At 50.8% G+C, this 12,325-nt stretch carries 15 protein-coding genes; 7 read left to right on the top strand and 8 right to left on the bottom strand.

Annotation, left to right across the window (positions count from 1 at the left end; all coding sequences use genetic code 11):
* Positions 1-91: 91 nt before the first annotated feature.
* Positions 92-232, bottom strand: coding sequence for a TRIC cation channel family protein (locus tag AC1DKH_RS26460; protein ID WP_477799789.1), 141 nt, complete (start codon positions 230-232; stop codon positions 92-94).
* Between the two features lie 370 nt (positions 233-602).
* On the opposite strand from AC1DKH_RS26460, the gene AC1DKH_RS26455 reads away from it, so the two are divergent.
* Entirely contained in the window at positions 603-1,511 is a 909-nt protein-coding gene (locus AC1DKH_RS26455; RefSeq protein ID WP_477799788.1) for a 2-hydroxyacid dehydrogenase, read from the top strand.
* A 120-nt stretch (positions 1,512-1,631) separates the two neighbouring features.
* On the opposite strand, the gene ycaC is transcribed toward AC1DKH_RS26455, so the two are convergent.
* Positions 1,632-2,264 carry an isochorismate family cysteine hydrolase YcaC gene (gene ycaC / locus AC1DKH_RS26450; protein WP_408600479.1) on the bottom strand — a complete coding sequence of 211 codons (633 nt, stop codon included), beginning with the start codon at positions 2,262-2,264 and terminating at the stop codon, positions 1,632-1,634.
* A gap of 1,214 nt (positions 2,265-3,478) precedes the next feature.
* On the opposite strand from ycaC, the gene AC1DKH_RS26445 reads away from it, so the two are divergent.
* Entirely contained in the window at positions 3,479-3,781 is a 303-nt protein-coding gene (locus tag AC1DKH_RS26445; RefSeq protein ID WP_477799787.1) for a hypothetical protein, read from the top strand.
* On the opposite strand, the gene AC1DKH_RS26440 is transcribed toward AC1DKH_RS26445, so the two are convergent.
* Positions 3,764-4,006 (bottom strand): AbrB/MazE/SpoVT family DNA-binding domain-containing protein, encoded by a 243-nt coding sequence (locus AC1DKH_RS26440; RefSeq protein ID WP_477799786.1) that lies wholly within the window; start codon positions 4,004-4,006, stop codon positions 3,764-3,766. The two genes, AC1DKH_RS26445 and AC1DKH_RS26440, sit on opposite strands and share 18 nt — an antisense overlap.
* 180 nt (positions 4,007-4,186) lie before the next feature.
* Here AC1DKH_RS26440 and AC1DKH_RS26435 point away from each other — a divergent pair, with 180 nt between their 5' ends.
* Entirely contained in the window at positions 4,187-4,417 is a 231-nt protein-coding gene (locus AC1DKH_RS26435) for an AbrB/MazE/SpoVT family DNA-binding domain-containing protein (protein ID WP_477799785.1), read from the top strand.
* Between the two features lie 134 nt (positions 4,418-4,551).
* On the opposite strand, the gene AC1DKH_RS26430 is transcribed toward AC1DKH_RS26435, so the two are convergent.
* The 3 genes from AC1DKH_RS26430 to AC1DKH_RS26420 all read right to left on the bottom strand — a co-directional run bounded on the left by AC1DKH_RS26430 (position 4,552) and on the right by AC1DKH_RS26420 (position 5,707).
* Positions 4,552-4,779 carry an AbrB/MazE/SpoVT family DNA-binding domain-containing protein gene (locus tag AC1DKH_RS26430; protein WP_477799784.1) on the bottom strand — a complete coding sequence of 76 codons (228 nt, stop codon included), beginning with the start codon at positions 4,777-4,779 and terminating at the stop codon, positions 4,552-4,554.
* 77 nt (positions 4,780-4,856) lie between these two features.
* Positions 4,857-5,138 carry a hypothetical protein gene (locus tag AC1DKH_RS26425; RefSeq protein WP_477799783.1) on the bottom strand — a complete coding sequence of 94 codons (282 nt, stop codon included), beginning with the start codon at positions 5,136-5,138 and terminating at the stop codon, positions 4,857-4,859.
* A 251-nt stretch (positions 5,139-5,389) separates the two neighbouring features.
* Entirely contained in the window at positions 5,390-5,707 is a 318-nt protein-coding gene (locus AC1DKH_RS26420) for a DUF7693 family protein (RefSeq protein WP_477799782.1), read from the bottom strand.
* A gap of 342 nt (positions 5,708-6,049) precedes the next feature.
* On the opposite strand from AC1DKH_RS26420, the gene AC1DKH_RS26415 reads away from it, so the two are divergent.
* The 4 genes from AC1DKH_RS26415 (at position 6,050) to AC1DKH_RS26400 (ending at position 10,196) form a co-directional block, all read left to right on the top strand.
* Positions 6,050-6,979: a hypothetical protein gene (locus AC1DKH_RS26415; protein WP_477799781.1), complete on the top strand. Its 930-nt coding sequence runs from the start codon at positions 6,050-6,052 to the stop codon at positions 6,977-6,979.
* 153 nt (positions 6,980-7,132) lie between these two features.
* Positions 7,133-8,005 carry a hypothetical protein gene (locus AC1DKH_RS26410; RefSeq protein WP_477799780.1) on the top strand — a complete coding sequence of 291 codons (873 nt, stop codon included), beginning with the start codon at positions 7,133-7,135 and terminating at the stop codon, positions 8,003-8,005.
* 83 nt (positions 8,006-8,088) lie between these two features.
* Positions 8,089-9,144: a hypothetical protein gene (locus AC1DKH_RS26405; RefSeq protein WP_477799779.1), complete on the top strand. Its 1,056-nt coding sequence runs from the start codon at positions 8,089-8,091 to the stop codon at positions 9,142-9,144.
* Between the two features lie 230 nt (positions 9,145-9,374).
* Positions 9,375-10,196, top strand: a complete 822-nt coding sequence (locus tag AC1DKH_RS26400) for a hypothetical protein (protein ID WP_477799778.1) — start codon at positions 9,375-9,377, stop codon at positions 10,194-10,196.
* Positions 10,197-10,471: 275 nt separating this feature from the next.
* On the opposite strand, the gene AC1DKH_RS26395 is transcribed toward AC1DKH_RS26400, so the two are convergent.
* A complete protein-coding gene (locus AC1DKH_RS26395) occupies positions 10,472-11,089 on the bottom strand; it encodes a 3'-5' exonuclease (RefSeq protein ID WP_477799777.1) in 618 nt (205 codons plus the stop codon).
* 439 nt (positions 11,090-11,528) lie between these two features.
* Positions 11,529-12,065: a hypothetical protein gene (locus tag AC1DKH_RS26390; RefSeq protein ID WP_477799776.1), complete on the bottom strand. Its 537-nt coding sequence runs from the start codon at positions 12,063-12,065 to the stop codon at positions 11,529-11,531.
* Positions 12,066-12,325 lie beyond the last annotated feature (260 nt).

Here is a 12,325-nt window from a genome sequence, read left to right as displayed (position 1 = left end):
TTTCCATGCTGATCACCCTGTGTTCTCCTGCTCGAAAAGTGAGCAGAAGCAATTGAACACCTGGGTCAGTTTTCAGTCGGCAGAACAGCCTTTACTGGGTCAGTTTTCGGTCAGCGGCAACACCCCCACCAATGGCGGTGATGATGCCCAACACCATCGCACCGAAAAAATCGACATCGGCTTTTTTGATGGCCAGCACACCGGTGATGGAAAACACGGCAATGCCCAGCATTTGCTGAAAATAAAGCATGCAGATTTCCTTTTTTAGGCTTCCGGGCGAACGACAGTCACAGCATCTCGTCATGCCGCGATCTGCGAGCCATCTCTATTCAAAAACGAAGGTGATTTGGTTGGTGGTCAACGCCACCATAACTGAACTTTTACGATGCGTCGTTCGTAAATGATTCAATCCCTATGCGCATCAAAAACCCTGGTTACCCTGTTGGTTGGGTATGTCGTAAAGAGCAAAAAGAGGGACGTTATCGGTCGGTTCAATAAGGAGGGCAAGCTCTAGCATCGAAGTCCGCCACACCTTTTCTTACACGGCCATTTCGAAGCCAAAACTCGACCGAACAAGGAGCTTTTCAATGTGCATCCTATACATGGCTGATCCTAATGATTCGGGGAGGTGGCGGGAATGTTTATCAAAGATGGCCCCAGATTTAGAGTTCCGCGAGTGGCCGAATGTAGGTAATCCAGAAGAGGTGCACTATCTATTGGCTTGGGAATCTCCAGGCAATCTTGCAGATTTTTGTAATCTTCGAGGCCTTTATTCCGCGGGGGCGGGTGTCGATCAATTTGAACTAGCTCAGTTGCCTGATCGTGTGTCGCTTGTTCGTCTCGTGGATAGCTCGATGGCGGACATCATGGCCGAGTACGTTCTGTTTGGTGTCCTTGCATTGCATCGGGACATCCTTGCCTACCAAGAGGGTCAACGCGAAGGTCGCTGGCAACCCCGGCAAATCGTGCATGCTTCGCAGCGACGTATTGGTGTGATGGGGATTGGCAACCTCGGCCGAGCGGCGCTCGATCGACTTCAGCCATTGGGATTTCAACTCACTGGATGGAATCGTTCAAAGAAGGCGGTTCCTGGTGGACGCTGTTACGTCGGCTTGGAGCAACTGGAAGATTTCTTGGGCCAGTGCGACATCCTTGTAAATATGCTGCCATTGACGCCTGCAACAAACGGAATACTAAATGCCACCCGGCTAGGTCGTCTGCCTCGGGGTGCAGGGCTGATCAACGTAGGGCGCGGTGCCCATGTTGTAGAACAGGATCTGCTTGATGCGTTGGATGACGGTCAAATAGGGGGGGCCGTTTTGGATGTTCTGATTGAGGAGCCTCCTTCAAGACTGAGCCCTTTCTGGAAACATCCACGGGTTCTCCTAACACCTCATATCGCTAGTGATGTACAGATTGAGGAGGCAGCCGCTGTCATAGCTGAGAATATTTGGAGAGAACAGCACGGATTGCCGCTGTTGAATGTGGTCGACCGATCGAAAGGCTACTAAATCCAGCAAGAGGATAAGCAGGCAGGGTTATCTTTTACGAGCAGCTCTGAGTTCGTTTTGGTTCGACATGAATGCTATGCCAAAAGCCCGCAAAAGCGGGCCTTGGGAGTCAAACCAGACTTACGATTGGCGTGCAGTCAACGCCGAGTAGCTGTTCATCAAGTTGCGGTAGTTCGGAATGCGCTGGGACAAGAGGTTACCCAGACCTTCGATGTCGTTGCGCCAGTCGCGCTGTAGCTCACAGGCCACCGAGAACCAGTTCATCATTTGAGCACCGGCCTGTGTCATGCGGTTCCAGGCTGCCTGTTGCACAGTGGTGTTGAAGGTACCGGAAGAGTCGGTCACCACGAACACTTCAAAACCTTCGGCCAGAGCCGAAAGGGTCGGGAAGGCTACACAGACGTCAGTGACGACCCCGGCAATGATCAATTGCTTGCGACCAGTGGCCTTGATTGCCTTGACGAAATCTTCGTTGTCCCATGCATTGATCTGACCTGGTCGAGCGATGTAGGGCGCGTCAGGAAACATCTCTTTTAGCTCCGGCACCAATGGGCCATTCGGGCCTTGCTCGAAGCTCGTGGTGAGTATGGTCGGCAGCTCGAAAAACTTGGCTACGTCCGCCAGTGCCAACACATTGTTCTTGAACTCGTTGGGCGAGAAATCCTGAACCAGGGAAATCAGGCCGGTCTGGTGGTCGACCAGCAGAACTACGGCGTCGTCTTTGTTCAAGCGGTTGTAGGTAGCGTTGCTCATGATGAAGTCCTTTTGAGGTGGGTGAATGTTGTCGTTCAACATGGGCACAGATTAAGGATCTATATGGTGCGGAAAAAGCAGGTGAAATGCGTTTTACTGTCAACTGATAAGAGACAATGAAAAGCATTCTGGCTTTGGTGGTGTTTTGGCTTGATCTAATCGCTACTTCGAACCGCTGGGGCCCGGCTAGGTTCATGCATAACGTCTTAGCGGTGATGTGTGCGCTCATACCAGGTTGGAGAGCACAATTCTCTAACTCAAAACGAGTTTATTCATCGCCTGTGGCCGGACGTGCTCCTCATCGGAAACCAGTGATGATCCCTTGCCGTGGTGGCCAAGAGCCGCTAATAGTGAAGGGTGACTGGTGAGGATGTGAATATGATTTTGAGATTCGTTGTTGTCCCCGCAATCCCAACAGAAATAGGATCTATGCGCAGCGGAACGCGCTTCTACTGCGAAACCGCTCCGATAGGTTTCAACATTTACGACAACGAAGAAAAGCTTCGTCTGAAGACTGTCTATCAGACACGTGCTGAAGCAGAGAGTGCTTGCGTAGAACTTAATCAGGTGCGGCTGCAAAGCATGCTATCTGGGCGCGAGTCCATGCCGTCCCTATAGCGACCTTATCAAGAAAGCTCCGTGCTCTCCTGGCTTATAGGTTCAGAGCGAAGCTGCAGATGCAGCACGATTTTTATCCGCTGATTTAGGGCCTTCACCGTTCAACGCTGAGCAAACAGCGTCTGCCTCTGTCCTAATTTTGAACACGCCATGCTTGCTGGCTGAACCGCCCTCTACGAGATCAACGACCCTGTATCGCTTGCTGCCATCGTCCAATGTGGTTGTCTCAATCACTCTAAATCTTGCTTGCATGGTTGCTTTCCGTGCATGAGATTGGTGACCTAGAAGTACCGGCAAAACAAGACGATTTCAAGAACTGGACGGGCTTCAGCTGAGACAATTTATGACAGTGCAATGCGTTCGCCTTTGCGGGGAGGCCGGCTCAGCAGTAGGTGGTGTGTCGATGCATTTTTCTTAAAGTCGCTGCTTTGGGCCGACGGGCCCGGCTGAGCCAGTTGAATGACTTTGAAGGCACTGACTAGCGACGGTAATGTGGTGCTGTCATCGTTCAAACTGTCCCAACCTTATGAGCCAGTGCTCGTCGTATCCAGTCAAATAGACATCAATCAAGAACCTGCTGAGACGAAGGATTAGAGATGGAATGTACTTTCACCCTGACGTACCAATTACTGTCTGACGACAACGATACGGATGCGATTCTGGATCGCTTGGCGGAAGAAGGTTGTGATGATGCGTTGGTCGGAGTCGGACAGCCAGGTCGCCTGGCATTGGAGTTTGTCCGTGAAGCAGCCTCTGCACATGACGCAATAGAGGGCGCCATAGAAGACGTGCGCCGATCGGTACCTAACGCACGGTTGATCGACGCAGCTCTCACCCCATCACTGATTGCAGGTGCCATCCATTGCGCCAGTGCCGAGCATTCATTCATCATCCGCTGAGAGCGGAGAGTTAATGTCAACATCGATACAGCCGATCAAAGAATCGAGGCGAACCAGAAGAGTTGAATCGAGGGCGATCAGCTTCCCAGGGGTAGTCAGTATGTCGTCCTCTAACAGCGTCAGAACCTCGCAAAGCTCCCGATCATTCTTTGTGGTGTCTGTGCCATCCGTCTCATTGCGAGAAAGGATCGTGGATACGGATGAAGTAGGATTTGCGTCGTTCATGGAACTGACATTATCCGCGCTTGAAGCGCTTGTCATGCGCCGAGTGTGGATTTCGAAAGAAGCTCCTTTTGGTTGTCGCTCCTTCGGGCCAAAGCCCGGCTCGTCCCCATGTCTTGACGTTATGTGGCCTACCTCACAGCTCGGCTATCATGTAAGTGCTCAATCGCGTAGGTATCCCTCATGGCTTCTTCCATTGTGAACTCTAAAGGCCAAATCACCATCCCTATCCAGGTACGGGATACTCTTGGCCTGCGAGCAGGGGATGAAATCGAATTCGTCGACCTCGAGAATGGTCAGTTCGCCATCGTGGCTGTGAGTTACTCCGTTAAACGACTGAAGGGCATGATTCGCAAGCCGAAGATCATCGTAAGCATTGATGACATGAACCCAGTTTTTGCACTGAAGGAGTAATTGCTCGTCGATAGTGTTTCAGTGGGAGAAAGGCTTGCTACGGTTTGTCTCGCGCTTCCTTCCAAGGCAGCTTCTGAGACGGGTTGTTGCTATCGCGTATTCGGGCCTTAGGCCCGGCTCGTCGAGTGACTGCTTTATTTCACCTCGGCGTTACCAGGCTGTCCGCTATCCCAGACTTCAACAAGCTCGTCTATTCGATCCGCAATCTGAGGCATTTTCGATAGGACAAGGCAGCGTGTATTGCCGACAAACTCCTCGATCAGATAAAGCGAGTCGCCAACATCGAGCTCCAGTTCCTGTAGCGCCTCATCGGGAATTCGAATCGCACCGTCACCATCCCATTCTTCGATGATGATTTTCATAGGTGGCTTTCTCACGTGTGGTCTCCATTGGTTGTGAATCGCCAAGCCACTCAATGCCCGTAGAATCTCGGCGACACTTACAGACCTGGATAATCATCAAGCCTTAGGCTAGGGGCATCTCCGTCTTCCGGCTCGCGCTTGGGCGTATGTATCACTCCAGCTTCGGCGTCTGCACGCATCTGCTCGAGCTCTTTGTGAAATGCCTTGTCCTGAACCGTGGGTTTGCTGGTGTACGGTTTTCGGTCAGGTACAGGCTGGGCTGCATAAGTCGTTACCGCGTCTGGGTCGTGCTGCAGCTTTTCTTGAACTTGCGATTCCAGCATTGCACGGAGCGCGTCTTTGTCAGGGCGGTTCAGCAATTTGTTACTCCTATTCGGAAGCCAGGCCTATTCGATTCGTACATTAAGCAATAGGTGAGGGCAGGGCCGTTTACATTTTAGGTTGCATCGCAGATTGGCAGTTACCCGAATTCAGGTTAAAAATCCTGGTAAGCCTACCAAGCCTTGGCGGCAACTGAATGTGATGAAAATGGTGCCATAGCTAAAGTCTTGGAAGCAGGTTAGAGATTTCTGAAGCGGCCAGACGCTCACCTGCGGTCTTGTATGGAGGCTCAGAGGGCTGCGAGCAATCGTTCGAGCTGTCCACGCTCCCAGGCACTAAGTAGTTCGACAGGATCGGCTCCGTCGCGCTGCCAGATTTCGAGTGTCCCGACTCTACCATCAGGCGACCTGCAGTACTCGCAGTAGTCCAGGGTGTCACAGTCCTTGAAGAGGGTGAGTCGCCAGCCATCGATCTTGACGGGCATCAGGCCGTGATAGATCTCAATCCATGACAGGATGGAGCTTCGCGTCATGATGCGTTTGCCCAGCGCGACGTCCGTCAGCACCTGGCAGACCTCGTGGGCGGTGAGGGGATAGGTTGTGTTCAAATCATTCTGCGCCCGAGTCATCGCTTGCCAGCTAAGCTGCGGTACGAAGTGGCGTCAACGGGGAGGTCGATCCTTCGGGCCGATGGGCCCGGCTAGTCTACCAAGCTAGAGAGCTACTCACTCAGGCGTTATGACGACTCGGGACTCATTTCGATGAGTCGAAGATTCACTTCATTGGCGATTACAGTCTGCCTGACCAGCCTAGGCAAAAAAACTCGACAAGTGCTTTTCTGATTAGCATGATCCATTATTGATGTGGCTTTTCCTAAAGTCATATTCTCTAGCAGACGAGCTTGAATGATGCTCATAAAAATAGCCGGTTAGTTTTCTGGGATATCTTGTATGGAAGGTGTTGATAAAGGCCAAGGTGGCAGGATGTTTGCCAATGCGCTATTTGATGTTGAACATGCCTTTGGTATGTTTGCGCTTAGTTACTGTACAATTCCAGCCGAAGGGATTTACGATAGAGAAGCGTTGGCGCCGATGATGGATGTTATATCAAAGTGTCATATTTATATTATTGGATATACTCCGATAATAAATCTCATCGGTGCGACGCAGGTTGGTCAGACGCTTTCTCTGAAGTTTGGTTTGCTAGGAGAGGAGCATGTTATTGCTTATGATATTCCGGGTTTAACGCTGAAAGATGAAGGTGGATTACTGTATCTAGAAAACGCCAGTGGTGAAAAATTTTGGACGTCTTCTGAGGAATTGCAGGCGAGATTAAGCAATGAGACGAAAGCGGTTACCTTCAATGTAAAATACATTGGTCAAGCTTATGGGCAAGACGGCTCTAGAAATGCAGTTGATAGACTTTTGAAGCATGAAACCCTCCAAAAGATAGCATTGAAAGGGGTTCCTCAAGGCCACAAGCTGACATTGTTGATGTTAGCAATTGAACCAAGTAACCAGTTGATAACCATGATGAACCCTTTTGCCAAAAATGGCGATAGCGGCGATGTCAGAATTAAGCAGGGGCTCGATAAAGCTCGGAACACAACAGAAGCTGAAAAAATCTCGCTATACGAAGCAGCTTTAATAAGATACTTCTATCCTGAGTACAACAAAGAATTCAAGGATAGTTTCCCCTCGACAAATTTAAAAATCCTTCAAGATTGTTATGCAAAGGATTTCAGTGCTGTAGTGGCCGAGATATGCATCGATGAACTCCCGTTCATGTTATTTTCGGAAGTTGTTAAGCCTAAGTTTTATCATGTTGCAAAACACCATTTGCACAAAGAAGAAGATAGGAAGATGTTTTTCGGTATGTAAAGACTGACGCAACCGCTTAAGGCTATCGATTAATCGTTGGTAAGGTCGACGGAAGAGTCAATGGTGATACAGGCTTCCATCCTGGTAGATCAAAATCTTGGGGAGGAATGAAGCCCCAGAATCTCTTAGAAAATTAGCTCTGGATGTAAGCTGATGGATCAGAAAGAAACGGAATCAAAGCGCCTCAAAAAATTGAAGAAAGACCTGGTGGAGGCTATTCCCAGATTTCCAAATAACAAGTCAACCCTGCAAGCGCTTCAGGCCATGCGGCTCACAGAGCTGCTGGTTGCTTTTCTTAGCTGGAAAGTACGGTTGGTGGGTAGCAGACCTCGTCGTGTAAAGCAGGCTGGCGTCCTAAACGCTGATCCTAGAGCTGCAGTTCTCAAGCCAAATATCGAAGCACTTCTGGGTGCCGTACAGTCTGGGAGCGACCTCACTCCCTATCTGTCCCTGTCTGCAACATCTGATGGGTTCACACCCGCTGATCGAAATCACCCCAAGGGGTTGTGGGCGGACAAAGATTTTCTGCTGAATGTTATGGGGTTTCATCATTTTCATCTGGGTCTGACCAAGGAGCCAGCTGGGCACTATAAACGCACCGACGAAGTTCTCTTTGCACTGGTTAGCCGCGACGAATTCGAGATCATTGGGCTCTTTACTCACGATGCATTTGAACATGATGACAAAGGAGAAATGACGCCGGAGCTACGTAACCTATGGGCTGCACACCAGAAAAGACTCTCTCAAGGACGGCTGCCGGGTGAGATCTACATAGGAGGCATGGCTGGTATGGGGATCGCTGGATCCGGTGTACCCGTAGCGATTGTTCAAATGGCCATTCAATATGTCAGGACGATAAAAGAGTACGAAAAAAATTTGGAGATGTTTGAGTTCGCCAAGACGCTTTATAGCGAAGGTAATATTCCGACCAAGTCAAAATTTATCTGGTCGTTTGATCACCTTGACCTCGTGCTCATAGATGAAGGCGCGGGTCAGCTAGTTAGGATTACCAAAGGGCTAAACTAGGCATGTGTAGCGATCGGTGGTATTGAGCTTCAAGATTCCGCTGCACTATAGAAACTGACTACTATCTGGAAAGGAAGCATTAAATGGTTGCAAGAAAGCGAGGCGCGGCCACACTTCGATCCGCGTATGCCTTTACTTCGTTGATTGCTGAACTCCTGCGACGTTTGGGCGAGCACGATGTCGTAGAAGAGCCACAAGACATAATAGGGCTGGAGCCCGATATTATCTTCGGGCAACCTGATGCGCTTACTGTGGTGGAACTCAAATTCTATCGACGGACGTCTCCACCCCCTGCTTCAATATTTGCACGCGCTTTAGAGTACACCAGTCGATCCCGTAGGCAGATTGGGGCGTCTAGAGCCGTGCTAGCTATATCTTGTCCGATAGTGCCTAGATTCGCAGAGGTTGCTAACAACTTCCCTGACGTCGAGGTTTGGGATGAGACGAAGCTGTTCGAGATGGCAGCCCCGTTTGCGGATATTCAAGCTCAGCTTGAGGAACTCCTGGAAGCTGACACTCCTAAAAGTGCTGAAACGCTGAGCCTAAGTCTCCCTGCCTTCCTAAGACGGAGCGCATCCGATGGAGATACTCAGCCGTCCCGTAAGCCTGGCAGGGTGCTAGCGGATGCGCTGTTGGCCATAGAGCGAGGGAGGCTTATGGCGGCTGATTTTGAGAACGCCTGCATCAGCGCGCTGAAGTACCTCTTCGAGCACGACCTTCATGGTTGGCATGAGCAATCGCGCACTGTGGACACTCTTCACCGTAGAGATCTCGTGTGTCGGATCCTGGAGAAGTCAGCCGAAGTTTGGCGGTTAATGCTGGAAGATCTCGGGAGTAGGTATGTGGTTTTCGAATTCAAAAACTACAGCAAACCCATTACTCAGAACGAGATCGTTACCACTGAACGGTACCTATATCCATCGGCTCTAAGGAAGGTTGCTTTGGTTATTTCTCATGAAGACTGTGCCGACTCTGCTAAGGCAGTAATCGCCGGTGCAATGCGTGAACATGGGAAGCTGATCATACCTCTGTCAGTGCCTGAAATAGTCGATCTCCTCCTGTCCAAGGATGAGGGGTCGGATCCGAACAGCTACCTTTTCGAGCGAGTAGATCAATTCCTGATGGGGTTGGGTAGGTAGTAACCGGCCGGCAAACTCACCTAGGCAAGCTGAGCATTATTAGGGTTGTCGAGCTGTGCTCGTTGACCTATGATCATGGCCAGGCGGTGATGGTCGCCTGGCGCCTGTTTCGCGAAGCAATAGCCCATCGTTAACACCCTCCAGTTTTACATCGGCATGTCCCTAACCAGACGCTGCCCGGTGAACAGGCAATCGGTCACCAGAGCGTCGTAGGTTTTGGAGCTATTGCCATGTCAGACTTTTCCCCGCTCAGCATTTTCAAATCTCAAGCCAAGCTGCTCGCTCGTGAGCAGGGCTTGAAGCTTTTCGCAGCTCAAGAAGCGCTTGCCCAAAAAGCTGGTTTCGCTGATTACCATGAGTTTTCTATGGTCGCCCAACGGAACCCTAAGGATCTGCGTTTGATGGTGGCTGTATTTGGGGTCAAAGACTTCAGCCACGCGATCCATGAAGACGATGTCTACGTCGACTTGGATCAAGAGCTGGAAGCTCAGCTATCCGGTGCGATTGCAGAAACCAACGCGAGCGGATTCGCGATAGACGCCCTTGAGGTGGATGCTGCTGAATACAACGACACAACCGGGGTGCTGACCTTAGGGATCTCGCTGACCTACCAGGGACAGCAAGACCAAGAACGGATGTATCACGGCACAGCGTTCTTCCTTATAGCCACGGTCGAGCTACTGCGACGTGATGGTAAGTGGTTGCTCGCAGAAGAGGGCGTGTCCATCTCCAGCGGTGAATCTGATGCTGATCGCGACCGTAGGTCTGAATGGGAGCATTGGGCCCAAATCGAAGATGCGGATCGTGGCAAGCGCATATCCATGGCCCAAGCCTTGGCGAATGAATTGGGTATTTCGGTCGATGACGCTGAGCTTCTGGTTGATGCGGTAGTCACGACTAATGAATCGGATGATGGGCTTCCATACAGCCACTGGATCAATCTGGAGCCTGTAGCCCAGGGAGAGCTAAGAGCAGACCTACTTGCGCGATTTGGCTCTCTGGAGTACGAGCTACACGCGAACTTCTTCGACGATATCCAGCCAGACTTCTAACGCTGATTAGTAGATGGCCAGCTTTAAAAACTGGCCATTCAAAACGCTCTCCGACATACCCAGACTCCCCGGCACAGGCTGAAGGCGGGTTGAACATGGAGCCAGCTGAAAATTGCCTGCCTGGGTCGAGCCGGTGTTCGACCTACATTCCCGATCGGCCATGATCGACCGAAGGCCATTAGGCCGACGGGAAACACTTCTTGTACCGATCGCTCGGCGGTGGCAGCTGAAGTTGATTGTTGCTATCGCACTTTCGGGCCCAAAACCCGGCTTAGTCAGCTAAGCATTTCCTTCACGATGGAAGCCACATTTCTCGCGTCGTCTATCCCACGGTGATAGGTACCCAGCCAAACCAGGCCCAGCGACTCTAACGTTTGCTTAAGTGATTTCGGTCGATTGTCATACAAGCCTGCATGCCATTTCTTGGCATTGAAATGTGGCAAACCTTCGAGCAGGGAAGGGCACGCAGCAAACCCTGCGTCTCGTTCAAGCTGCCTCGCATCATAGTCACCCCACGATGCCCAAGCAGCTTCTGGATATCGGGCAATGAATGCTCCCAGCTCGTGGCTAACATCCACATAGCTTCCTGCATTGTCCACGTCCGCTTGTTGAATGGATGTCAGGTCTTTGCAGAAGTCGGTGAGGATGGGATTAATCTGAGGGCGAACGAAACGCTGGAACTCATCGACGACTTCAAACGTTTCCAGATCGATCACCACCAGTCCAATCTCAATCGTTTCCATCTGATTAGGTACAACTGCGAGCGGCCTTGATGGTTCCGATTCACCAACCTCATCACAGGTCGCCTCAAGGTCTGCGCAGTAGAGATAGCGGTAGGGCGCAAGGAGGTTTTGGACGGATTGAAGGTGGAGAAGCTTTGCTTCGATGCTCATGGTAAGACTGACCTAGCTCGGATCGGTTCAGGTTACACCGAGCCCTCCAGCCGATCATCTCTTGCGTCGTCCATTCCTCTGTGATGAGTTGGGAACGGGCCATGTAGCCGCCAGGCCACAATTATCATTTTTTCGACGCCGGGGCCTTAGACTGTGGAGGTCGCTTTTTCGCTGCCAGATAGTAAGACGTCATTTTTAGAGATGAGTGTCCAAAATGGCATTCTAGGACTGAAAGTGGGATTTTCATGTTCTCGAAGATTGCGATGCAGTCCAAACGCCTTTGAGTATGCTTGTTCATGTGATGCCCTTTTCTTTGAAACCGCGCTGGTGTTAATGCTCAAGCGTAGCGGATGATCTGGAATCCTCACTGTGAATTAGGCGAGCATCTCAATAACGATAGCAGCCACATTTCTAACTATTCAATCACTGGTGAGGGCGATCAGGGGGATGTGGGGCAATCCATTTGAGGCGCACTAGGCGGAGCGATATAACTTGGGCAAATGCCGCAGATCCAATGATTTTCATCAGGTTTGACATGGAAAGTATTGCTGCAAAAACCAATTTTGGTAGCAATGAACAAAGGGTGTGATGCTTCTAGAAGGGGATAATCACCAGATTTGTCCGATTGATCCCCTTTAAGAGCTACTAACGTATGCAGAGGTAGAGACCGCACGAGAGCCAGGAGATTTGAGTGGGGCGCCACGAACGTATTATCTACCTGAATCGCAGCTGAAATCGCCGACATGAGGGCAACGTTCACCGCTTCTTTGGAGGAGGTGACAGCTTCGGGTTGCCATTTTTTTGATGACTGCACTACATCGTGGTAGTCGCGGTAGCCTAATCCTTTGGAAAGAATCTCACGTGCGAAGGAAAGTTGGATAGGGCTGAATCCAGGCCACTCTCGCTGCAGTTTTTTTGCGATGCGTTTGAAGCCGTACCTCGGATTTAGATCGTCTGGATGAATTGGAACGCGCATAGCACTTCTCCAATAGCGCCAGGGTGTCGGCTGCCCGCTGACTATCGTCAAAATGCGTGCGAAAAGGATGGAGCAACCTGAGGCTTTTGCCCGTGCGAACCGACCGCTCGATTCAGGTCATCGATTCATTCAAGGTAGCAGGAATATGGAGAGTGTCTAGAAACTGGCGCCTGGGCTCTTGTCGGCTTTGCATCGAATGTCTATCACCACTACACAGCGGATAGAGGGAGGTCGCAGACTACCAGCGCTATCGGTTCGAT

The organism is Pseudomonas sp. 05L36, assembly GCF_056398125.1.
The sequence above is the reverse complement of the archived record's forward strand: the minus strand, read 5'-3'. Positions and strand labels throughout refer to the sequence as shown.